The sequence below is a fragment of the Micromonospora sp. WMMD1155 genome (assembly GCF_029581275.1).
Taxonomy (GTDB): Bacteria; Actinomycetota; Actinomycetes; order Mycobacteriales; family Micromonosporaceae; genus Micromonospora.
On record NZ_CP120742.1, the window covers coordinates 824,940 to 847,574 of the forward strand.

Genomic DNA, 22,635 nt, shown 5'->3' on the forward strand with positions numbered 1-22,635 from the left:
CCATCGACGTTTGTCTACAAACGGGGGGCCGTATGTCCACGCCTGTCACTCGCCGTACCGTCCTGGCCGGTGGCGCCGGCGCCGCCCTCGGCCTGGCGCTGCCCGGCTCCACCGCCCTCGCCGGTGGCCACCACGAGAGCGGCGTGAGCTTCACCCTCGACGCGAGGACGCTCGACGGCGGTGAACAGGTCACCTCGGTCACCCTCGACACCAGCCGACTCGGGCCGATCGACCCGGCCGCGCTCACCCCCGGCACGTTCAGCGTGCACGCCAAGGCGACCAGCCCGATCCCGATCGCTCCCGGTGACCTGATCTTCAGCGAGTACGACCTGGACCGCACGGTGACCGCGGCCCGGCTCGACCGGCACGGAAAGATCGTGCTCGAGCTGAGCCACGCCGAGGGCCAACCCGGCGGCGGCACCCTCGGCTACATCCTGAGCAGGGGCCGCAACGTCCGACTGGACCTCGTCTACACCATCACGCAGAACACCCCGCTGGTCCGACGCCACGGCTCACCGGTCACCATCACGCGCTTCGTGCAGGGGCGGCTGTCGAACCCCGAGGTGGACGCCTTCACCCACCACGTCTCGGGCTCGGGCCTGAAGTACCGGTTGTACTCCCCCGAGCGTTCGCCCCGCCAGGGTCGCCGACCGCTGATCGTCTGGCTGCACGGCGGCGGTGAGGGCGCCTCACTGCCGGACGACTACTACGACAACGAGACGACGCTGCGCGCCAACCGCGGCGCGCTGGGCTTCGCCACCCCGGAGGCTCAACGGATCTTCTCCGGCGCGTACGTGGTCGCTCCGCAGAGCACCTCCTACTGGATGGAGGACGGCCCCCGCTTCGCCCCGCTGATCCGCGAGATCGTCAAGGACCTCGTACGCCGCAGGCATGTCGACCCCGATCGGATCTACGTGGTCGGTTGCAGCAACGGCGGCTACATGTCGCTGGAGATGACAGTCGCCTATCCCGACCTGTTCGCCGCGTCGGTGCCGATCTGCGGCGTCGTCGAGCCGCTCGGCGGGGACGGCCCACCACTGATCACCGACGCGGAACTGACGGCCATCGCCACCCCGACCTGGCTGGTCACCTCGCTCGACGACGACACCGTGCCACCCGAGACCAACACGATCCACGCCCACGACCTCATCCCGGGATCACTGATGAGCCTGTACGACAACGTGGTGTGGGACGGGTACCAGTTCCCCGGCCACTGGTCCTGGATCTACGTGGCCCGCAACGACCCGAGTCTCAACGGCACCCACATCTGGCAGTGGATGGCCCGCCGCCGTCGGTGATCTGCCATGCCCGCCTCAGCTCACCAGGTCACCGGCGCGGTACACGGCGAGGGGGCGGCGCAGCGCGGTGATGTCGCGGGTCGGATCGCCGTCCACGATCAGCAGGTCGGCCTCGACTCCGGGGCGGATGCGACCCTTGCGTCGCCCCAGGCCACACACCTCGGCACCGACCGAGGTGGCCGCGGCGAGGGCGGTGGTGGCGGGGATGCCGCAGGCCACGTACTCGACAAGGGTCTCCGGCAGGATCCCGTGTGGCTTCGCGGGGCCGAGGCCCGCGTCGGAACCGGCTACCAGACGGACCCCGGCGCGGTGCAGGGTGGAGGCTCCGGCAGCCAGCGCGGCCGCGCTGAGCCCGGCGCGCGCCGCCATCGCCACCACCTCCGGCGGCGTGACCACGGCCGGATCGGTGCCGAGCGTGGCGCAGACCGCGATTCCGGACGCGGCCAGCCGGTCCGCGAGGTCGTCGGGTACGCGAGCCCCGGCCGCTGTCACGCAGGTGCAGTGCTCGATGCCGTCCACCCCGACGCGCAGCGCCTGCTCGACCGCGCTGAGCGCGTGCGCGTGCGCGGTCACCGGCAGGCCCAGGTCGTGCGCCTGATTCACGGCGGCGGCCGACTCCAGGTCGGTGAACTGTGGCCGGGTGGTGTCCGTGCCAGGGGTGAACACCCCGCCGCTGGCCATGATCTTCACCAGGTCGGCGCCCGCCGACGCCCGCAGCCGCACGGCCTCCCGCACACCGTCGACACCGCTCGCCTCGCCCCCCAACGACCAGCAGTGCCCGCCGATGCTGGTGACCGGCGCACCCGACGCCACCACCGTCGGCAGGTCGTCACGTACCCCCCGAGCCCGCCAGCGGAGCACCGCGCCGCGTCGGTCGCCCAGATCCCGTACCGTCGTGATCCCGGCCGTCAGATGCGCGCGCAGTGACGCCTCGACGACCGCGTCGAGGTCCGCCCCGGCGCGGTCCGCGAGTCGGCCGAGCGCGTCGGGCCCGGCATCGAAGCACAGGTGTACGTGTGCGTCGACCAGCCCGGGCAGCAGCGTGCCGTGCGGCTCCTCGCGCACCGGCCAGCCCTCCGGTGCCTCGGCCCGACCCCGGCGCACCTCGGCGATGCGCCCGCCGTCGAGCAGGACCAGCACCCCGCCGTCCACCAGCCGCTCGCCGTCGAACATCCGTCCCGCCCGGACCGCATGTTCCGTCATCGTCACCCCCGCCCCCTGCACGGCCACCGCCCGGCGTCGTCCTCACCCCGCGGCGGCCACCGGTCGTGACCCGACGATCGCACCACCACCGGGTGCGCGGCCTCCCTCGCCAGGGTGAACCCTCCTCCCTCCGGCGGGTCACCGGCACCCGCCCAGGTGCCTCTCAAGAACGACGAGCGGCGTGCCCGACGGACCCACCAGCCGACCGAGACTGGGATCAGGCCGGCGACGAGTCCCCGGCACTGCCCGCAAAGCGTTCCACGAACGCGCGATAGACCGGTGTGCCCGGCAGACCGTCATGAATGGCGAACACCACGTGGTCGAACCGATCGACCACCCGTAACGCCTCGGCGAACGCCCCCGCCACGGTGGCGGGATCGTTGCGGAACACCCCGCACCCCCACGCGCCCAAGACGATCGTCCGGTGCCCGTGCGCGGCCGCGACCTCCAGCACCCGCCGGGCACGTCGGGCCAGCACAGCCGGCACGTCCGTGGCGTGCGTGGGCTGGTTGCGGACGATCGCGCCGAGGTTCGGTGCCGCGGCGGTCAGAAGCGACGTCGCGTACGGCTGATCGAGCAGGTCGCCCCTGTCGTTGCGGAACACCGGCACGAGCGGGGAGTAGATGACCCGGTCGCTGTAGCGCAGGTCCCCCTGCTCCCGGTGGAATGCGTAGAACTCCGGCGCGGCGAGGAGACACGGGTAGAGCGCCGATGCGCGAGCGATGCTCTCCTCCTGCGCCTTCGCCCCGCCCAGGAACCCGCCGCCGGGGTTCTTCGCCGACGCGAACACCAGACACGCGGCACCGGGCCCCAGTCGGCGGGCCGCCTGCAACGTCGACTCGTGTGTCACCTCCACCGTGCCGACGCCGGGCTCCGCGTCCGGTACCGCGAGCACCTCGTCGGGCAGGTGATGACGAGTGCCGGTGACCGCGGCGCGCACCGCCTCGTCGATGACGACCTCGGCACCGCTGCCGTTGCGGTAACGCCCCGACTCGGCGATCGCCACCGTCTGCCGGGCGATCTCACGAAGACGACCGCTCACCGGCACACCCGGCGCATGGGAGAGTCCACAGCCAGCAGGCTAGGCAGGCCGAGCCATTACCGACAAGCACTTTCCGCACGCCACGGAGGGCCGACGAGCGTTGCCCGCCGACCCTCCGGGTGCGCTCACCGCCCGTACAGCTCGAACTCGTACAGCGAGAACCCGTACGAGGTGGCCCGCTTGACTCCGTACACCCGCACGTAGCGGGCGGTGACCGGCGCGAAGGTGGCGTTGTCGACGCCGCCGTTGCCGGTCGTGGTGCTGAACACCGGGGTCCAGGAGCTGCCGTCGCCGGAGACCTCGATGCGGTACGAGGTGCCGTAGGCCGCCTCCCAGCGCAACACCGCCCGACTGACGGTGCGGGCCGCGCCGAGGTCGACCCGGAGCCACTGGTTGTCGTTGTAGCTGCTGGCCCACCGGCTGCTCAAGCTGCCGTCGACGGCCTTGTCCGGGGTGTGCCCGGTCAGGAACTGGGTGCTCGACGCGGTGGCCGGGCGGCCCCGGGCCAGGTTGGTGACGTCGTCGCCCCGGCGCGCCGGGAACGAGACGACCTGCTGGTAGGTGGGGCGGTTCTGCCAGGCGATCACCGGGTGGGTGATGCCGCCGAGCCCGGAGTGGGCGATCGAGTCGGCGCACCACTGGTCACCGGCGGAGCAGGACTTGTCGCCCGGGTAGACGGTGGTGCGGGGCACCGCGGCGGCCTGTCCGAGCGTGTCGAGCAGGGCCTGTCGGCACGCGCCGAGGTTGCCGTTGCCGCAGTACGAGCGGCCCAGGCCGCCGGCCACCGGGTCGCCGAGCACGGTGCGCAGGTCCTTGTCGACGTAGCCCCACCAGCCGTGCTGGAACGACGAGCCCTTGTGCGCCTGACCCTGCAACGCCCAGTTCGCGGTGCCGTCGCGCCCGCCGTTCTGGCCGCCCGACGGCGCCTCGTTCACCTGCATGGCGTCGACCAGCGCGGCGTAGAGGTCCGGCCCGAGGCCGGGGCGGAACTGCGCGGAGGCCAGCAGCGGCCACCAGGCGTCGAAGATCCGGATGGCGTCGGCGTGCTGGTAGACCTTGGAACCGGGGGACGTCTCCACGCGGCGGGCGCCGGCCTGCTGCCAGGCCCGCAGCTTGCCCACCGCGTCGGCCAGCGCCGGGTCGGTGACCGACGTGCTGTCCAGCACCCGCAGCAGGTCGCCGAGGACCTGCTGGCCACGCAGGTCGGTCACCGCCGCATCCGCCACGATCTTGACGACGTCGGCGCGGCCGAGCTTACGCTGGGCGATCGCGGCGCGCACCGGCCCGTCGAGAAGCTGACCCCGGTGTACGGAGCCGAAGCTGAAGTTGCCGTCGGCCGCCCCGAAGTCCCGCGCCTGCTTGTTGTTCCAGCTGACGTAGTAGTCCTGGTCGACCGACTGCGGATGCGCCGACGACGGCGTGTACGTGGCGTCGTTGGTGTCCGGGTTCCAGCCGACCCACTCGTACGCGGGTTCGGCCTTCGTGGGCAGGTTCGGGTCGGCGGTGGCGGGGCGGACCGGGTTCGAGCCGGAGTTGTAGTACGCCGCCTCGGTCGAGTTGACGTAGAACCAGTTGAACGCGTACCCGACGTCGGCCGCGGACGCCTGGAAGGCCGCCGCGCTGCCCATCGCCGACGGGTCGTTGTACGCCTGGAAGCCGATCGCCGAGTCGGCCTCGTGCCGGTAGGTGGAGCGCAGCTTGGTGAACGCGGTCGGCTGCCCGTTCACCAGGCCCCGATAGGCGACCAGCCCGTACTTGGTGCGCAGCGCGCGCAGCGTGTACGACCCGGCCGGGGTGGAGTCGGCGAGCGTCGGCGACCAGGAGTTGCGCTGCTCCAGCGCCTCCATGGCGAGGCACTGCCCGTGGTAGCGGTAGCTGTTGGTGCGCAACGTCGGGGCGCTGCCGTCGGTGGTGCACAGCGGCACCGCGTACGTGTCGGTGAGGTCCTGCGAGGCGGAGGTGGCGCTCCACGCGTAGTCCTGGCCGCGCCCGAGCAGCACGTAGAGGTTCAGCCCGGCGAAGGCGGCGCCACGCGCGCTGATGCCCGGGCCCTGCAACTCCTGGAGCATGAGCAGTTGCGGCGCGAAGTAGCCGGTCTGCGGCCCGAACACGGCGACCGGGTTGCCGGTGGTGGTGTGTCGCCCGGAGACCACCACCGCGTTGGACATGCCGTGCGCGCGCAGGTTGGACAGGCCGCCGAGCAGTTCCTTGGTGGCGGTGCTGGCGCCGGTGCGGGCGGCGGCTCCGCCGGTCTGGTCGTAGGCGAGGGGTTCGGCGACCACCGTTCCGGCGTCGGGGAGCACCGCGCTGGTCGCGCCCGGCGGCGTCGCCCCGTACGGGAAGCTCTGCCCGTCGTGCAGGGTGAGCACGGTCTCCGGGTCGTTCTGCGACCGGAACGCCGCCCACACCCGGTCGCCCTCGGTGGCGCCGTACTTGGCTCGGGCGGCGACCCGGACCAGCGCGGACTGCATCTCGCTGCCGCCGCCCCCGCCGAAGAGGCCGCCGATCACACCGGCGGTGGCGATGAGGTCGGTCATGGTGAAGTGCTTCGGCTTGCCCGCCCCGGCGAGCACGTACTCACCCGGGTAGTTGTCCTCGGCGATCGACTTGTCGATGTAGGCGTTGATGCCGGCGATGTAGTCGACCACGTCGGTGTAGAGCTGCTGGCCCCGGGCGCCCTTGGTGCGCAGCGCGTCCACCTGGGCCTGCAGGTCCGCCTCGGTGTACGGCGAGTTGGCCCAGACGCTCTGCTCCAGCTCCCGGTTGCCGGGCGCTCCACCGGCGAACGAGCTGACGTTGCCGCGACCGACGTGCCGCAGCAGGTCCATCACCCAGAGCCGGTCCTGGGCTCCGGCGTAGCCGGCGCCGAACATGGTGCCGGCGCGGGTGGTGCCGGTGATGTGCGGGACGCCGGTGGCCTTGTCCCGCACGATGGTGACGTCCGCGCGTGGCGAGACGGTGCTCTCGACCTGCGCGGCCGGTACCCCGAACGAGGCGTCGTTGTAGAAGTGGGCGATCTGCTCGTCGGTCAGCCCGGCGTAGTTGTAGACCAGGTTCGCGTACTCGTCGAGTTGGTCGCTGGAGTGCGCCGGGCGGGTGCCGAGGGCCTGGTGCGCCAGGATGGCGACGAGCGTGGCGTTGCCGTTCTGCCCGGGGGGCAGGATGTCGGCGCACTGACCGACGCAGTAGTCGTCGGCGGCGAACGTGGTGGCGGCCGGCGCGGGTGACGGCGCGATGACCGTCAGGACGCTCGCGGTCAGGGTGGCGGCGGTGAACGCCGCGAGCCGGTTACGGAGAGCGGTACGGGGCATGGCGATCCTCCGGGGACGCGGAGTCGGGCCGTTCGGTCTCGCCCGGCTGCGGTGCCGACGTCTCGCCCTCCGCGCCCGGGCGTTCCACCCGGAGGTGAGAATGACTCATATCGATCTCGGGCAATGATCGGCGCAGAACCGCCGCCCGGGATACCCGTCGTTCACCACGCGCCAATGCCGACGTTTCGCCGCCTTTCGCTCACGACCGCCTCGGTGCCGCGCCGAAACGGATGGCCTCGCCGACCCGTTCCGGCCTACCGTGCAAGAGGTTCGCCGCACCCACGAGAGGACTCATCCCGCGTGCCGCCCGCTCTCTAGACCTGACACGTCCCCCGCGCACGGGTCGCCGACGTCGCCGTCGGCCCCTTTGCCGTGCCTTCCGTCAGGTTCTTGGAGAGATCATGTCTACGCGTCCTCATGTCGCACTGCCCTGGCCCGTCGCGCGTACGCGGCCTCCCCTGCTCGCCCTCGGCTGCGTCCACTGCGCCGGCGGCATCGGTGGCCGCACGTTCCGCGTCATCGCCGTCGGCGAACCCGTCCACGTCCGCCTCCCGGCACCGCACGTCCGCCCGACCCACTGCGGCGGTTACTCGGGCCGTTGGCCTTCGCTCCGGCGAGGGGCACGCTGGCCCCATCCTGGGCTGCATCAGGCGGCGGTCCGGACGCGGTCGCTGATGACGCGGGAAGGACCGTTCCGCTACCGGCGACGGAGGTGATCGCCCGGGTGCGTACCCGGAATCGATGCCGACGCTGGTGATGACCGCGACGTGCTCGCGGGCAGCGCGGCGGGCCCGCTCGACGGCGGCCGGTCGAACCCGGTGACCGTGCCGCCTCGGCGGGCCCGGGTTCGCTGCCGGCTGCGGACCGGTGTGGTCGACGCCGCGGGAAACGCCTCAGCGGGGCGGAGACGCCTGCTCCAGGGGGCGTCCGTGAACTCGGATCGTGTCCGAGACGGCGACGCCGAGCAGGACGGTGACAGCCGCGGCGGCGACCCACACCGGCGGCAGGCCCACCATCACCGGCGCCATGGCCGCGAGGACCAGGATCCCGACCGGCCGTGGCCAGGACACCCGGGCGAAGGCCACGTACTCGAAGACGGAGCGCCCGGCGAGGTAGAGCGCGGGCCCGCCGAGGATCGCCCCGACCCAGGCGCGTTTGGCGTCACCGAGTGGATCTATGAGGACGAGTTCGGAGCCGGCCGAGGTGGCGAGGATGCCGGCCACCATGAGCAGATGCGAGGACTCGGCCAACCGGCCGAGCCGGCCTGGGTCGGCGGACGCCGCGACGGCCTCCCCCAGGATCTGGCCGGCTCGGTAGAAGTAGATTCGCCACAGCATCACCGTGGTGAGGAACGACAGGGTGAGAGCCACTATTCGTTCGGTCACGATCGGACCGCGGAGAAGACTCGACCCGGACGTCAGGATCGTCTCGCCGAGCGCGACGAGCCAGCGTCCAGAGCGAATTACGCGTCAGCTCGGGCGCGAAGGCGCCGGCGAGCCACGGCACGGCAGACGCGCCGAACCACACGAGCGCCAGCAGGTAGACGCCGCGAAGCTCGTGACCCCGCACGATGGCCACGAGGAAGAGGCTGCGGCCCACCTGTATCGCGACGTACGTGCTCGCGAAGAGCAGGCCGGTCTCGGCGAGAGCCCCCGAAATCGCGACCGCCAGGAGCAGGCTCCCGAACATCGTCGACAGGACGACGAACTGGACCGGGGGCCGGAACGGATCGAATCTGCTGGTCATCCATGCCGTCTGGGTCCAGATCCACCAGACGGCCAGCAACAGCAGCAGGGTCTCGCCGTTCTCCGCGAGCGAGGTGGTCTGGTGTAGTCCAACACCAACTCGTGCACGACCCGGGTGAGCGCGAAGACGAACACGAGATCGAAGAACAGTTCCAGAAAAGTCGGCTGCTGCGGACTCTCGCGCCTGCGCAGCGGATTGACCACTCTGTTCGTCGCCACTGCTTCGCCCGCTTCGTCGCCTTGTCGCTGAAGCAGTCGTACCACCTCGCCGCGCCGCGCACGGACAAGACGGACACTTGAGGACGCAGGCTCTCGACTCCCCGAGTGTGGAACGGGTGCGGGGCGGACTCCGTCCGGTCGTCGTCGGGGTTGACCACGACGCCGCCACCGGTTGCCTGCGCACGGGCCGTGATCGACGAACTGACACGACGACCGGCCGTGGCATCGCTCACCGCGACGCCGCGGCCGGCCTGGCCGGGGCCGCCTGTCAGGCGTCGGCAGCGGGCTTCAGCACGTCGAGGCACCACTGGCGGAAGGTGGTCGGCGTGCTCCACTCGGAGGTGCGGGTCACTCCGTTGTCCAGGCCCTCGTTCTTGGCCACGGCCATGTCGAGCAGGCCCTGCGCGATGGCCTCGGAGCGGCCGGCCCGCAGCATGTCCTCCCGGTATGCCTCACCGGGGACCTGCTGGTAGCGGACGGGACGGCCGAGCACGTCGGCGATGACGGCGGCCATCTCGTTCTGGGTGAGATCCTCCGGGCCGAGGACAGGTACCTCCTCGAAGCCGGTCCACGTGTCGTCGCGTAGCAGGCGGGCGGCCACCGCGGCGATGTCAGTGGTGGCGACGGTGGGCGCGGACAGCTCCGGCGCCGTGGTGCCGTACAGGACGCCCTGTCGGGTGATCGGGGCGAGCTGCCACAGCACGTTGTCCATGAAGGACGGCATGGTCAGAGCCCGGTACGGCACGCCGGTCGCGGCGATCAGGTCGTCCATCGCGAGCGTCGCGGTGACATGCCCGGCCCGGCCGGCCATCGGCGTGCCACGGCCCAGCGCCGAGATGCCGACCACCCGCGGGACGGCGGCCAGCGCGTCGAGCACCGGTCGGGTGAAGCCGGAGTACGCCTCGTCCAGGCTCGTCGACCGCGGGTCGGCCAACACCAGCCAGAAGACGGCGGAGGCACCGGCGAACGCCTCGGCCACGACGGCCGGATCACCGTGCGAACCCCGGACGACCTCGACCCGCTCGACGACGCCCGGTGCCAGCCGCGCCGGGTCACGGGCCACCACCCGCACCGGCGCGCCGGCTTCGAGCAGATCCTGGACCAGACGGCCGCCGATGTTGCCGGTCGGAGCGGTTACCACAATCATGGCTTTCATCCCTGTTCATGGGGAAACTGACGTACCCAGTCAACGCGGATCCGCTGCGAAGCGGAAAGACCATCTCCCTCTGGATTGATACCGTGGCGATATGAGTGATCTGGAGACGCGGCAGCTCCGCTACTTCGTGGCGGTCGCCGAGGAGCGGCACTTCGGCCGGGCCGCCGACCGGCTCGGGATGGCCCAGCCGCCGCTGTCGCGCGCCATCCGCAACCTGGAACGGCAGCTCGGGGTGCAGCTTCTGATCCGCACCACGCGGCAGGTGGCGTTGACCCCGGCCGGCGAGACCCTGCTGGCCGACGCCAGGGTGGCGCTGGACGCGATCGGCGCCGCCCAGCGCCGGGCCCGCCGGGCCGGCCAGGAGACACCGGCCCTCCGGCTGGCACTCAAGGCCGACTACGACGGCGGGCTGCTGCCGCTGATCCTGGAGGCGTACGACGTCATGCCTGTCGAACTGCTGCTCGGTGGGCGAGGCGAGCAGGTGCCGGCGCTGCGCGACGGGCGTGCCGACGTGGCGCTCATCCCGGCGCTCGAAGACGAAGACGGGCTGGACAGCGAGCTGTTGCTGACCGGGCCGAGCGTGGTGGCGCTGCCGGCCGCCGACCCGCTGGCCGCGCGGACGACCATCCGACTTGCCGATCTGACCGGCCGACGGCTCCCGGACGGGTCACCGGCCGAGGAGGCCCGCATGGTGGGCAACCGGCGACCGCTGGACCTCGCGCAGATCTTCAACCTGGTCGAGGTGGGCACCGCCGTATGGTTCCTGCCGGATTGGGTGGCTCGGCGGTACTCACGGCCCGGCACCGCCTTCCGGCCCGTACCGGAACTCGATCCGGTGACGCTGAAGGTGGCCTGGCCGGCCGAGTCACGCTCGCCCGCGGTGGCGGCCTTCGTGCGCGTGGCCCGCCAGGTCGCCGAAGCACCCGAGAAGCAGCTGCTGCGCGGCTGAGGCGTGCGTCGAAGGACGAAGATGGTCACGAGTGCGCAGGACGTCACGGGCGTAATCGAGTCCGACCCGCAAGCGATGGAAGTCCTTCGGGCTGCGGCCGACCTGGGGCTACCGGACTGGTGGATCGGCGCCGGCTTCGTCCGCAACCGCGTCTGGGACGCGATCAGCGGCCGCCCCGTCTCGCCGGAGCGCGACGTGGATGTCGCCTACTTCGACCCGGAGAGGCTGGACCCCCGCGAGGACAGCCGTGCCGAAGCCCGAGCCACAGCGGCCCTGCCCGAGGTGCCGTGGGAGATTCGCAACCAGGCGCGAATGCATCTGCGCAACGGCGACCAGCCCTACACCTCCACCCTGGACGCCATATCCCGCTGGCCGGAGACGGCGACGTGTGTCGCGGTGACCCTCCGGGGCGACTCCATCCGCCTGGTGTCCTGCCACGGCCTGACCGACCTGGTGGGGATGGTCGTCCGTCCCTCGCCGGCCTTCGACGACGCAGCGGGGCGCGCAACGGTACGGCACCGCGTGCAGGCCAAAGGATGGCTCGACCGGTGGGCCGGGCTGCGGCTGGAAATCTAGAGCTCGTACAGCCACAGACTCTTTCGGCTCGGGGCCGCCTAGGCGGAATCCCGGTTGAGCGGTCGAGTCCCGATCGGTGACGATCAAGCTGTGTCCGTACCCACCCGTCAGGTCCGCGGCCGATACTCGGCCGACACCATCACCGTCTACCAGGCGTACTCCACGCAGATCGCGCTGCCTGCGGTGGCAGCCAGCCGTTTCGTGGCCCCCTTCAAGCGCGATCGGATGACGTGGATCAAACCTTCGTTCCTGTGGATGATGTACCGCTGCGGCTGGGCCACCAAGCCAGGACAGGAGCGTGTGCTGTCCATCGACATCACGCGGGAGGGATTCGAGTGGGCGCTGGCGCGAGCCTGCCTGAGCCACTACGACCGGGACCTGCACGGCGACAAGGCAGCCTGGTCACGGCAGTTGAAGACCAGCCCCGTACGGATTCAGTGGGATCCGGAACGATCACTGCAGCTCACCGCACTACCGTACCGGTCGCTACAGGTCGGGTTGTCCGGCGAGGCAGTCGATCGGTACGTCGACGACTGGACGGTGTCCGTCACGGACATCACCCCCATCGTGCACCGCGTCCGGGACCTTCTGCGTAGCGGCGACGAACAGCAGGCGGCGGCTCACCTGCCTGCCGAACACGCCTACCCGCTGCCAGCCCCGATCGTCGCCAGCATCAACGCCAGCCCGGACATCACCGGGACACTGCCTCCGTGATCAGGTTCCGGTGCCCGGCATCGTAGGCTCGCCGCGCTCGTTCCACCTCTCCGAGGCTGGCGTCGGCCCAGGTGGCCAGGTGCGCGAAGAGTGGGCCGAGGCTGGCACCCAACTCGGTGATCTCGTACTCCACTCGAGGGGGCACCTCGGCGTGGTAGGTGCGCGTCACAAGGCCGTCGCGCTCGAGTTGGCGGAGCCGCTGCGTGAGCACCTTGGGCGTGATGCTGGTCAGCCGGCGTTCCAGCTCCACGAAGCGCTGCCGACCGTATTCGTGCAGAGCCCACAGGATCGGTGTGGTCCACCGGCTGAACACGATGTCGACGACCGGCGCGACCGGGCACGCCAGCTCAGGATCCGCCGATTGCTGCACGTGCCCTCCGTCACATACCCACTACTATCCTCTAGGTACCTACTATGTCGACGCTACTAGCGTTCCCGGCAGCCGCGCAAACGACGCGGCCGGACTGGAGACGCAAACATGTTTGTCGTGGTAGGAGCCACCGGAAACGTCGGCAGTACCCTCTCGTCGACTCTCGCAGCCTCGGGTTCCGCTGTGACGGCGGTATCGCGGGGACGACGCCCGATCGACCTGCCAGACGGGATTCTTCACCGCCGCGCGGACCTCGAACGGCCGGAAAGCCTGCGGCCCGCGCTCGCCGGCGCTGAGGCGCTGTACCTGCTCGTGGAGGGCGCCGGGGCCCATCTCGACATGCGCGAGATCCTGCGGGTCGCCGCAGCCGGTGGCGTGAAGCGCATCGTGCTGCAGTCCTCGCAGGCGGTCGTCACACGGCCGGACTCGCCGTCACACGCACCGCTGCGCGCCATCGAGGACCTCGTCCGCCGATCCAACCTCGGCTGGACGATCCTGCGCCCGGGCGGTTTCGCCTCCAACGCCTTCGCCTGGGCGGAACCGGTCCGGAGAGAACGGATGGTCGCCGCACCGTTCGGGGACGTCGGTCTGCCCGTGGTCGACCCGGCCGACATCGCCGAGGTGGCGGCCGCCGCCCTGCTCGACCACTCGCACGACGGCCGCACCTACGAACTGACCGGCCCGGCCCTGAGCACGCCACGCGAACGGGTCGCCGACCTCGCCGCCGCGCTCGGTGAGCCGATCGGCTTCCTGGACCAGACGCCCGACGAAGCCCGCGAACAGATGATGCGGTTCATGCCGCCCCCGGTTGTCGAGGGCACGCTGGCGATCCTCGGTGCGCCGACCGAAGCCGAACAACGGATCAGCCCCGACGTCGCAGAGGTCCTGGGTCGGTCACCACGCCCCTTCGCCGCCTGGGCGACGCGCAACATCAACGCCTTCCGCTGACGCGCCGCGCCGCACTGTCGGAACGGCACCTCCGCCTGATGGCCGGACGGCCACAGTAGCCAGCCCGGCTGGACCACGAGGTTGCTGCCTCATCGCTACTTGCCCTCGGCCTGGTGCGGTAGGCAGACCAGCAGCGTCTGCCGGAACGGGCAGGCCGCAGTGTGGTCCGCCCGCCACGGCGTCGACGATCCACTGCTCGGGCAGCCGTTGCGCCTGGAGGGCCACGACCACGATCACCCGGACAGCACGGCAAGCACTAATCGGCTCTGACCAGGCATTCTTGAGATATGGACCGTTCGATGAGCCTACCCCTGGAGGTACCGAGATGTTCACCACGAAGTTCTGGAAGGCCACCGCCGAGCGGGCGGTGAAGAGCGCCGCGCAGGGTCTGCTCCTCTACTGGGGCGCCGACGTCGTGTTCAACGCGTGGCAGGCGGACTGGGCAGCGGCCGGGGGCATCGCCTCCGGTGCGGCGGTGCTGTCGGTGCTCACCTCACTGGTGAGTGCGAAGGTGTCCGGGGAGGGCGACTCGCCCAGCCTCGTCGGTGCCGAGCAGTAGCTTCGCGATGCTGCGAACAGATGCGCCCCCGCTGACTCCGGCCGGCGGGGGCGAGCGCGACTGGCGGACCGGGGTGACCCCGCTTGTCCCCGCGCTCGACAGTCACACCCGCCTCCACGCTCGCGACTACGCCGGCCCCGGACACTCGCATGGCGGCGGCTGACTCAGCCGGCGTCCTGTGCCGCGAGAGGCGGCCCGTCAGTCAGTGCTTCACTGCCGGCCGCGGGACCGGGTGCGCGGCGTACCCGTGCCCCGGCCGACCGGCAGAGGCCGGTCCTCGACGATCCGCTTCATCACGATCGTCGACGTGAGCCGCTGCACCCCTGGCAGCGCCGCGAGCTTCTCGTCACGCAGCGCCGCAAATCCGGCGAGGTCCTTCGTGGCTACGCGGAGCAGGTAGTCCGGATCCCCGAACAGCCGCTCTGCGTGCCGTACCTCCGGGACCTCCACCAGTGCGGTCTCGAACTCACGAATAGTCGTCGAATCCTCGCGCTCCATCGTCACGTTGACGAGGACCTCGAAGCCGAGGCCAACGGCGGCGGGGTCCACCACCGCGCGATACCCCGTGATCACCTTGACCCGCTCCAGCTCGCGCAGCCGGCGGTGACACGGTCCCGCGCTGAGCCGGACGCGGTCGGCCAGTTCGGTAACTGTCAACCGGCCCGCGACCTGCAGCTCGGCAAGGATCTGTCGATCGATGTCGTCCATGCGAACGATCCTTTCACTGGACCACCGGTGACCGCGAGAGATTGACAGAAGGTGACGACCCAATCGGCATAATCTCGCAAGGCATGGAGCTCATCGATGCCTTACCGATCGCTGCGGGGGTCTTCGGCGTACCGCAGTTCCTGCCCCAACTGCTCGGCGTGTGGCGAACCCGCAACGTGGCCGGTGTCTCGTGGTCCTGGGCAGCTATGACCAGCGTCAACAACGGCGCGTGGACCGCGTACTTCGCGCTCAACGGCATGTGGATCGCGCTGGTACCGTCGATTTCCGCGACCGTGCTCGCCGGTGTCCTCGCCGTGCAACTGCTCCCGGGTGGCGTCGGGCGCCGCCCAGTCGCGATCGTGACAGGCTGGACCGGCCTGCTCGCCGTGGCCTGGGCGGTGACTGGCACGGCCGGGCTCGGTACGGCGCTGACCCTGTCGTTCGTGCTTCAGGTGACGCCATCGGTATGGACCGCGTACCGAACCCATCGACCCACCGGCATCTCCCGCGGAACCTGGCTGCTCACCCTCGGCGAGCTGGGCTGCTGGGGCGGTTACGGACTGGCCGAGTCAGATCCGCGGCTGACCGTGCTCGGTTGCACCGGAGTGATCGCCAGCCTGCTTATGCTGGCCCGCACCCGCGTGCACCGCGAGTCACGCACCGTCAGGCCCGCCATCGTGGAGCAACGCTGACGATGCAACGCCACGAACACGACGGCGAGCAGGTCGGCGGGTGCGCGATACGTGTCCACCAGCTGATCTAGCGCGCTTCGGCCCGTCGATCGCGGCAGGAAGCCGCCAGGTGATCCTGGTCGGCACGTTCAGGCCGAACCGTCCGGCGTACGGGGGCCGGCGCGGCTCCAGCAATTCGGTGACGCCGCCACGGTCGAGCACGTCGATGAGCGCGGCTGTGCCGCGTTCGACCTTGACCGCGATCTCCTCTGGGCGGAGAGGGATCAGCGCGAAGGCTGACGACCGCCGGGGCTCAGCCCGACGGGCACCCTCGTCCAGCCCCGCTACCCACGCGCGATATGGTCGCGGGCTTGTTGTCACTGCCGGGAGCCCCTGAGATCCGGATGCGGGCCGCCCCGGCTGTTCCCATACTGAGAGCAGGTTTCGTCAATGGCATGCCGTATCGGTGAGCTCGTGCTCAAGTGCCACGACCCCGAGGTTCTGGCGCGATTCTGGCGCGAGGTCCTGGGCTTCGTAGAGCTTGATCGCGAAGAGGGCGTCTACATCGAGATCGGTCCGCGCGAAGGGTTCGGCGGCCCGCAGCCGACGCTCTTCCTCATCCGCGACGACGAGCCGAAGAACGGGCATGCCCGGCTGCACATCGACGTCAACCCCACCGACCGCGATCAGGACGCCGAGCTTGAGCGCCTCCTGGCCGCCGGGGCCGAACTCGTCGACATCGGCCAGCCCGCGGATGCGTCCTGGCACGTTCTCGCCGATCCGGAAGGCAACGAGTTCTGCCTGCTCAGGCGCCGCATCGACCCACTCTGACGGCCGGGTGAAATCACCTTCAGGTACGTGAGCGGCGATCTCCGGCAGGTGGTCTCCGAGAGCGAGACGAGGGCCTAGCCCACCTGGCGGCGCCCGGATACCGATGCCGGGGGCGCCAACCGCACCACGGGTGGGAGCGGCGTGACATCCGGGGAGGCTTGGAATGCCGAGATGGCGAGTGCGGCGAAGCGCCGGGAGGCGGTGACCTGGGTAGTCGGCGAGGTCGCGTGGATACCGCTGTTGGCCATGAGCACGAGAAGGACGTCGTCCAGGACGAAGTCGGGGCGCAGGCGGCCCGTTCCCTTGGCGCGGCGGGCCAGTTCGTCGATCGCTTTGAGCGCGTATTCACGGCGTGCCTCGAAATCAACCGCATTGGGAAAGGCCGAGACGAGAGCTGCGGTGAAACCTCGATCATGTGCGTGCAATTCACACATCTTCTCGATCACGAGACAGAAACCGTGCCATGGATCCAGATCGGCAAGGCCCTCGTCGACGACGGCGTGACACGCGTTCATCTGCTCCGCGAATGCCTCGGTGACCAGTATCTCCTTGGTCGGAAATCGGCGGTACAGGGTGGCAGGCGCAACCCCGGCGCGCCGGGCGACCTCCCGCATGGGCACATCCAGACCGTCCACGGCGAAGACCGCGCGGGCGGCCTCGAGGATGCGCTCGCGGTTGTTCAGGGCGTCGGAGCGGAGAGTGTGAGGCAAACGATCGGTCACGGCTCTCACTTTAGCCAGGCGGACGGCGGCGTGCGTTAGCGTCCGCCTGCATGAGGGCTTTGCAATTCTCCAAGTACGGTCCCGCGAGTGTTCTTGAGGTTTCGGAAGCACCGGAACCGCACGCCGGACCCGGCCGGATACGGGTGGTGGTTCGGGCCTCGGGTGTCAATCCGGCCGACACATACGTCCGCGCCGGCCAATTCAAGGAGTGGATTCCGCTCCGCCTGCCGCACGTGCCCGGTGTCGACGCCGCCGGCGTGGTGGACGAGGTCGGCGACGGGGTGACCACCGCTCGGGTGGGCGATGAGGTCTTCGGGATAACGGACTACGCCCAGATGGGCGGAGCGAACGCCGAATACGCCGTCTTGGCCGCCTGGGCACCGAAGCCGGCCGCCCTGACCTGGGAGCAGGCCGGCGGCGCGGCGGGCAACATCGAAACGGCCACCCGAGTACTCGACCGGCTGGGCGTCAAGGAAGGCACTACGCTGTTGATCGAGGGCGCGGCCGGTGGAGTCGGGACGACCGCGATCCAGCTCGCGGTCGCTCGCGGCGCGGCAGTCATCGGCACGGCCAGCGAGCGCAACCATGAGTTGCTCGCCTCGATCGGGGCGATCCCGACCACCTACGGCCCCCGACTGGCCGAGCGGGTCCACACTCTGCTGCCCAGCGGGGTGGATGTCGCACTCGACTGTGCCGGCTCTGGTTCTCTGCCCGACCTGGTCGGCCTGGTCGCGAGCCCGGACAGGGTGGTGAGCATCGCCGACATCAATGCAACGGACTACGGCGTGCACCTGTCCCGCGGCTCTGGCCCCGGCGCGGACACACCGGCCCTCGAAGGAATCGCTGCCGCCGGCGAACTCGCCCAGCGGAGTCGTTTCACAGTGCCGGTCGCCGCCGTGTTCTCTCTGAACGAGGCGAAGGCCGCCCATGAGTTGAGTGAGTCCCGCCACGCGCGGGGCAAGATCGTGCTGAAGCCGTAGGGCGCTCGCCCGGCCGTCTGTCCACCTGACCCGCCCCGCGCCCACCCGGACGGCATCCGCTTTGCAGGCGAGAGCGACGTGACAGTAGACCGAGTGTGCAGGTGTCTACACTGTCCGCCAGGACGATCCTCCTCGATGTGATCGCCCCCGCTCGACCGCATCCTGGGTCTCCCGACCACGTCGGCCGAGTGCACCGGCCGGCAACCGCGTCCTCGCCGAACCCCAACTCTTCCTCCGGCAGGTGACCGGGGCCTGGCAGTTCGTGGGCCGCGCCCATGCGGGACTCGACTGCGGTGACACCGGCCTGCCGCCCGCAATCGCCACCGCCTGCTCCGCGCTCACCACCTGACCGCCAGCTGACCGCTGAAGACGACGGCGATCTCGCAGCGGTGTCCAGCCCGCCGGTCGGATGAGCAGGCGTACCGGAGGGCCCGGCGAATGGACCGGGCCCTCCGAGCCGGAAGCTGCTGCCGAGGGCAGGGAGTCAGCCATCGACCTCCGCGCATTTCCAGGTGCCGGCCCGGAATTCAGAGGAATTCGCTGCGGTACGTCGAGGCCAGTTCCGCCGCGCGGCGGCGGCGTTCCGCCAACTCGTCCGGTGTCAGCTGCGGCGGCGGCGCGTCCCCGCCCGCGACGACGTCACCGATCCTCATGAAGTACTCGTCCTGCCCGGCCGGGGTGCACATGCAGAGCATCCGGGCCGGTGCTCCCGAGACGTTGCGGAAGTGGTGCGGCGCGTTGGCCGGGATGTTGATCGTGGAGCCAGCCCGTACGGTGTGCTGCTCACCCCGGAAGGTGAACTCGATCTCGCCCTCCAGGATCGTGAACATCTCCTCGAAGTCGTGCCGGTGCGGCGGCGGCCCGCCGCCGTCGGGGACACGCATGTCGATCAGGCAATACCTACCGTTGGTCTGCTCGCCGGTGATCAACATGCCGTAGGTATTGCCCACCAACGAGATGTACGTCGTACCAGGGTCGTCGGGGTCGGCCACGGTCAGCGAGCGGGACGGGTCGTCGTCGGGGATCATCCTGGTTTCTCCTTCGAAGTTTCGTCGCGTACGTGAGGTCCTCGTTCCGGAAGTGGTTCAGGCCGTGGGCGCGAGGACGACGGTCTTGCCCGGCAACTCACCCTCGGCGGCCCGCGCGTGCAGGGCCGGCAGATCGGCCAGCGGCACCCGCTGGCCGACCTCGACACGCAGCTCACCGGTGCCGACGCGGGCGACCAGGTCGGCGAGCTGATCGGCGTCGCTGCGCACGAACAGGTCGATGCCGCGTACGCCGCGCCCCTCGTCGGACGGGGCGGGCATCCAGACGGTGGTGTTGACCAGGGTGCCCCCGTCCCGGATCAGGGTGACCAGCGCAGCCAACTGGTCCGGGGTGACCGGCGCGAGGTTGAGGACCAGGTCGACCGGCTCGGTCACCGCTGCGGTCACGTCGGTGGTGGTGTGGTCGATCACCTCGTCCGCGCCAGCGGTCCTGACCCGGTCGGCGCTGCGGGGGCTGGCCGTGGCGATCACTCGGGCGCCGACCTCCTTGGCCAGCTGCACGGCGTACCCGCCGACCGCTCCGCCGGCGCCGTTGATCAGCACCCGCTGACCGGCGGTCAGCTTGCCGTGGTCGAACAGCGCCTGCCACGCGGTCAGGCCCACCAGCGGGAGCGCCGCCGCGTCGGCCAACGGGATGTTCCCGGGTGCCCCGGTCAGGATCTCCGCCGGCGCGATCACATACTCCGCGGACGCTCCGACCCCCGTCATCGGCAGGAAGCCCACGACCCGGTCGCCGACCGCGACGTCGTCCACGCCATCACCCAGCGCGTCGACCGTGCCGGCGACGTCGAGGCCGGGAGTGTGCGGCAGCTCGACCGGGATCGGTCCCTGCATGAAACCGGCCCGGATGTTGCCGTCGACACCGTTGAACGAGGTCGCGGCGACCCGGATCCGGACCTGACCGGCACCAGGGGTGGGCCGGTCGACATCCTCGAAGCGCAGGACCTCGGGACCGCCGAACTCGTGAAAACGCACTGCCTTCATTGCTGAACCTGCTTCCGTTGGGCGTCGCTGGGGACGTCTCCCAATCTGGCAGGAGCCGGCGTGGTTAACCTGGGCCGGCTTGGCCCACCCTGAGGATGGTCGGTTCGCCGGCAGCGTCGACGATCTCGGCGAGACGCGCCGCATCGGCCGAGCCGGGCGCCGCGGTGAGCATCAGCGCTGCCAGATCGTCGCCCGGGATGGCGAGCATGCTGCCGACCAGCGTGACCGCGCCGGCGTCCGGATGGATGAACGCGGCACTGCTCTCGTGGGCCGCCACCGGTCGTGGCACCCGCCACAGGTCGTCGAACCGGCGGCTCCGACTCCGCAGCTCGTCCACCAGCGCGGCGAGCGACACGTCGGCGGGGTAGCGCAACTGCGCGCTCCTCAGCCGGGCGACCAGGACCGCCTCATGATCGGTCGCGTCGGCCGCGGACTGCTTGAAGCCGTCGAAGGGATCGCAGAACGACCGCCAGGCGATGTTCCACTCCCACGGCTCCCCGGTGAGTTCCCAGTGCCCGAGGGCCAGGAAGGCTCCGTTCACGGCGACCAGGTTCATCGCCGCGTCGGAGACGAACATCGGAGTGTCGGTGAACCGCTCGAGCAGCCGCATCGCACCCGGACCGACCTCGGTCGGCACCTGCCCGTCCGCAGCGGCGTACCCGGCCAGCGCGCAGAGCCGCTCGTACTCGGCCCGCCCGGTTCGTAAGGCGCGGGCGATCGCGTTCACCACCCCGGCGGACGGATGGCTGCGCCCCTGCTCCAACCGGCGTACGTAGTCCGCGGACATCCCGGCCAGCTCGCCGAGCTCCTCCCGCCGCAACCCTCGCGTCCGTCGACGGCCGACCGGCAGGCCGACCTTCTCCGGGGCGGTGCCCTCCCGCAACTGGCGCACGGCGGCACCGAACTCGTGACGTTCCACGGCCCAAGTGTGCCCTGCAGAGGTAGTCGGCGCGGGTGGCGGCGGTCACGGCGGGTAGTGCCAGCCGGCGGACGCTGTCGCCCGGTCAGCCGGGCACAGCGTCGGTGAGCACTCCGGGCGCGGTGACCACTTCGCCGACCTGCACCAGGGGTCCGAGGTTGGCGCGGGCGGCGTAGACGGCGGCGGTGTAGCCGGCAGGTCCGGAGCCGATGATGATCAGCGGGTGCGGGTCGGATACGAAGGGCTCCTGCTCGAAGGGGTGGAACCGCCCGCCGGTAGCCGGCCCGGCGGGCGGCGGCGAGGGTGGCGTCAGGCGCTCAGGCGCAGCTCGGTGAGGAGCTTCTCCACCCGGGTGCGGATGTCGTCGCGGATCGGGCGGACGGACTCGACGTCCTTGCCGGCCGGGTCGTCGAGCTTCCAGTCCTCGTAACGCTTGCCGGGGAAGACCGGGCAGGCGTCCCCGCAGCCCATCGTCACGATGACGTCGGAGGATTCCGCAGTCGCGTACTCCAGCAGTTTCGGGGTCTGGTCGGTGATGTCGATGCCGACTTCCCGCATGGCCTGCACGGCGGCGGGGTTGACGGTGTCGGCCGGGGCGGAGCCGGCAGAGCGGACCTCGACGGCGTCACCGCCGAGGTGGCGCAGCCAACCGGCGGCCATCTGGGAGCGACCGGCGTTGTGGACGCACACGAACAGGACGCTGGGCTTGTCGGACATCAGGAGCCTTTCTGGCAGTGCGGTTCGCGGCGCCGGTTGGCCGCCGCCTCGTCGAGATTCGAGGGCCGGGAACTCTCGGGGTCGCTGTTGCGGTCGAGCAGCCGGTACTGGCCACGTGACGAGCCGGGTTGAGGAACTCCCGGCGGGGCCGGTCTCCGCGACGGTGCTCATCGGTGACGGTCATGGGCGGTGATCGAGTGCCGGGTCGCGGTCGTCAGCGGGAACGACGACCTGGTCGCCGGCCTTGCCGGCGTCGGGGTAGAGGGTGGCCAGCAGGCCGATGCCCACGGCGAGGCCGACGAGTTGGGCGATGACGAAGCCGGGGACGGAGGTGGGGGCGATCCCGGCGAAGGTGTCGGTGAACGCGCGGCCGATCGTCACGGCCGGGTTGGCGAACGACGTGGACGAGGTGAACCAGTACGCCGCCCCGATGTACGCGCCGACGGCGGCCGGTGCGACGGCGGCGCGGCCGGAGCGGGCCAGGGCGAAGATGAGCAGGATCAGGCCGGTGGTGGCGACGACCTCACCGAGCCACAGGTGACCGGCGGCCCGGTCCTTGGCGGAGAAGTCGACCGCGGCGAGGTCGAACATCAGGTTCGCCAGCACCGACCCGGCGATCGCCCCGGCGACCTGGGCGGCGACGTACCCGCCGAGGTCCCGGCCGGTCAGACCCGTGCCGGCGCGGCGGCCGAGGAACCAGTCGGCGGCGGAGACCACCGGGTTGAAATGGGCGCCGGAGACCGGCCCGAAGATCAGGATCAGCGCGCCGAGGGCGAACGCGGTGGCGACCGAGTTCTCCAGCAACTGCAGTCCGACGTCGTTCGGGGAGAGGGTGGTGGCCATGATGCCGGAGCCCACCACGGCGGTGACCAGCAGGGCGGTCCCGAGGAACTCGGCCAGCAGGCGCCGCCAGAGTGCGATGGTCATCAGTGTGTTCTCTCCCAGTGCGGTAGCGGTGCGAGCCGAT

23 protein-coding genes are annotated in these 22,635 nt (G+C 70.7%); 10 read left to right on the plus strand and 13 right to left on the minus strand.

Annotated features, from left to right (window positions below; genetic code table 11):
- The first annotated feature begins 32 nt into the window (after positions 1-32).
- Positions 33-1,298 (plus strand): PHB depolymerase family esterase, encoded by a 1,266-nt coding sequence (locus O7617_RS03455; protein WP_282261462.1) that lies wholly within the window; start codon positions 33-35, stop codon positions 1,296-1,298.
- A 15-nt stretch (positions 1,299-1,313) separates the two neighbouring features.
- On the opposite strand, the gene O7617_RS03460 is transcribed toward O7617_RS03455, so the two are convergent.
- From O7617_RS03460 to O7617_RS33420, 4 genes are all read right to left on the minus strand, one after another.
- Complete coding sequence (locus O7617_RS03460) at positions 1,314-2,501, minus strand: amidohydrolase family protein (protein WP_282261463.1); 1,188 nt, start codon at positions 2,499-2,501, stop codon at positions 1,314-1,316.
- 217 nt (positions 2,502-2,718) lie between these two features.
- Positions 2,719-3,543, minus strand: coding sequence for a TIGR02452 family protein (locus tag O7617_RS03465; protein WP_282261464.1), 825 nt, complete (start codon positions 3,541-3,543; stop codon positions 2,719-2,721).
- A gap of 125 nt (positions 3,544-3,668) precedes the next feature.
- Positions 3,669-6,854, minus strand: a complete 3,186-nt coding sequence (locus tag O7617_RS03470) for a penicillin acylase family protein (RefSeq protein WP_282261465.1) — start codon at positions 6,852-6,854, stop codon at positions 3,669-3,671.
- Positions 6,855-7,747: 893 nt separating this feature from the next.
- On the minus strand, positions 7,748-8,239 hold the full coding sequence (locus O7617_RS33420; protein WP_348774169.1) for a low temperature requirement protein A: 492 nt from the start codon (positions 8,237-8,239) through the stop codon (positions 7,748-7,750).
- A 462-nt stretch (positions 8,240-8,701) separates the two neighbouring features.
- On the opposite strand from O7617_RS33420, the gene O7617_RS03480 reads away from it, so the two are divergent.
- Complete coding sequence (locus O7617_RS03480) at positions 8,702-8,899, plus strand: hypothetical protein (protein WP_282264944.1); 198 nt, start codon at positions 8,702-8,704, stop codon at positions 8,897-8,899.
- A 187-nt stretch (positions 8,900-9,086) separates the two neighbouring features.
- Here O7617_RS03480 and O7617_RS03485 read toward each other — a convergent pair whose 3' ends face one another.
- On the minus strand, positions 9,087-9,965 hold the full coding sequence (locus tag O7617_RS03485; RefSeq protein ID WP_282261466.1) for an NAD(P)H-binding protein: 879 nt from the start codon (positions 9,963-9,965) through the stop codon (positions 9,087-9,089).
- Positions 9,966-10,065: 100 nt separating this feature from the next.
- Between O7617_RS03485 and O7617_RS03490 the strand changes: the two genes are divergently transcribed.
- The 3 genes from O7617_RS03490 (at position 10,066) to O7617_RS03500 (ending at position 12,213) form a co-directional block, all read left to right on the plus strand.
- Complete coding sequence (locus O7617_RS03490) at positions 10,066-10,923, plus strand: LysR family transcriptional regulator (protein ID WP_282261467.1); 858 nt, start codon at positions 10,066-10,068, stop codon at positions 10,921-10,923.
- Positions 10,924-10,998: 75 nt separating this feature from the next.
- Entirely contained in the window at positions 10,999-11,499 is a 501-nt protein-coding gene (locus tag O7617_RS03495; protein ID WP_282261469.1) for a nucleotidyltransferase family protein, read from the plus strand.
- 90 nt (positions 11,500-11,589) lie between these two features.
- A complete protein-coding gene (locus O7617_RS03500; protein ID WP_282261470.1) occupies positions 11,590-12,213 on the plus strand; it encodes a DUF4291 domain-containing protein in 624 nt (207 codons plus the stop codon).
- Here the strand turns inward: O7617_RS03500 and O7617_RS03505 are convergent.
- A complete protein-coding gene (locus O7617_RS03505) occupies positions 12,191-12,583 on the minus strand; it encodes a helix-turn-helix domain-containing protein (RefSeq protein ID WP_282261471.1) in 393 nt (130 codons plus the stop codon). The genes O7617_RS03500 and O7617_RS03505 overlap by 23 nt on opposite strands.
- A gap of 108 nt (positions 12,584-12,691) precedes the next feature.
- Between O7617_RS03505 and O7617_RS03510 the strand changes: the two genes are divergently transcribed.
- Entirely contained in the window at positions 12,692-13,531 is an 840-nt protein-coding gene (locus O7617_RS03510; RefSeq protein WP_282261472.1) for an NAD(P)H-binding protein, read from the plus strand.
- A 325-nt stretch (positions 13,532-13,856) separates the two neighbouring features.
- Positions 13,857-14,090 (plus strand): holin, encoded by a 234-nt coding sequence (locus O7617_RS03515; protein ID WP_088990712.1) that lies wholly within the window; start codon positions 13,857-13,859, stop codon positions 14,088-14,090.
- A 210-nt stretch (positions 14,091-14,300) separates the two neighbouring features.
- Here the strand turns inward: O7617_RS03515 and O7617_RS03520 are convergent, their stop codons facing one another.
- The gene (locus tag O7617_RS03520) at positions 14,301-14,798 is read right to left on the minus strand and encodes an Lrp/AsnC family transcriptional regulator (protein WP_282261474.1); all 498 of its coding nucleotides are present in this window, start codon (positions 14,796-14,798) and stop codon (positions 14,301-14,303) included.
- A gap of 83 nt (positions 14,799-14,881) precedes the next feature.
- Between O7617_RS03520 and O7617_RS03525 the strand changes: the two genes are divergently transcribed.
- On the plus strand, positions 14,882-15,490 hold the full coding sequence (locus O7617_RS03525; RefSeq protein ID WP_282261476.1) for a hypothetical protein: 609 nt from the start codon (positions 14,882-14,884) through the stop codon (positions 15,488-15,490).
- Positions 15,491-15,919: 429 nt separating this feature from the next.
- A complete protein-coding gene (locus O7617_RS03530; RefSeq protein ID WP_282261478.1) occupies positions 15,920-16,300 on the plus strand; it encodes a VOC family protein in 381 nt (126 codons plus the stop codon).
- Between the two features lie 74 nt (positions 16,301-16,374).
- Here the strand turns inward: O7617_RS03530 and O7617_RS03535 are convergent, their stop codons facing one another.
- Positions 16,375-17,022, minus strand: a complete 648-nt coding sequence (locus O7617_RS03535; protein ID WP_282261479.1) for a TetR/AcrR family transcriptional regulator — start codon at positions 17,020-17,022, stop codon at positions 16,375-16,377.
- A 50-nt stretch (positions 17,023-17,072) separates the two neighbouring features.
- On the opposite strand from O7617_RS03535, the gene O7617_RS03540 reads away from it, so the two are divergent.
- Complete coding sequence (locus tag O7617_RS03540; RefSeq protein WP_282261480.1) at positions 17,073-18,002, plus strand: NADP-dependent oxidoreductase; 930 nt, start codon at positions 17,073-17,075, stop codon at positions 18,000-18,002.
- Between the two features lie 527 nt (positions 18,003-18,529).
- Here the strand turns inward: O7617_RS03540 and O7617_RS03545 are convergent.
- The 5 genes from O7617_RS03545 to O7617_RS03565 form a co-directional block, all read right to left on the minus strand.
- Positions 18,530-19,030 (minus strand): cupin domain-containing protein, encoded by a 501-nt coding sequence (locus O7617_RS03545; protein WP_282261481.1) that lies wholly within the window; start codon positions 19,028-19,030, stop codon positions 18,530-18,532.
- 57 nt (positions 19,031-19,087) lie between these two features.
- Positions 19,088-20,032 (minus strand): NADP-dependent oxidoreductase, encoded by a 945-nt coding sequence (locus tag O7617_RS03550; protein ID WP_282261482.1) that lies wholly within the window; start codon positions 20,030-20,032, stop codon positions 19,088-19,090.
- Between the two features lie 64 nt (positions 20,033-20,096).
- The gene (locus O7617_RS03555) at positions 20,097-20,951 is read right to left on the minus strand and encodes a helix-turn-helix transcriptional regulator (protein ID WP_282261484.1); all 855 of its coding nucleotides are present in this window, start codon (positions 20,949-20,951) and stop codon (positions 20,097-20,099) included.
- A gap of 309 nt (positions 20,952-21,260) precedes the next feature.
- Positions 21,261-21,668 (minus strand): arsenate reductase ArsC, encoded by a 408-nt coding sequence (locus O7617_RS03560; RefSeq protein ID WP_282261485.1) that lies wholly within the window; start codon positions 21,666-21,668, stop codon positions 21,261-21,263.
- A 180-nt stretch (positions 21,669-21,848) separates the two neighbouring features.
- The gene (locus tag O7617_RS03565; RefSeq protein ID WP_282261486.1) at positions 21,849-22,595 is read right to left on the minus strand and encodes an MIP/aquaporin family protein; all 747 of its coding nucleotides are present in this window, start codon (positions 22,593-22,595) and stop codon (positions 21,849-21,851) included.
- Between the last annotated feature and the right edge of the window lie 40 nt (positions 22,596-22,635).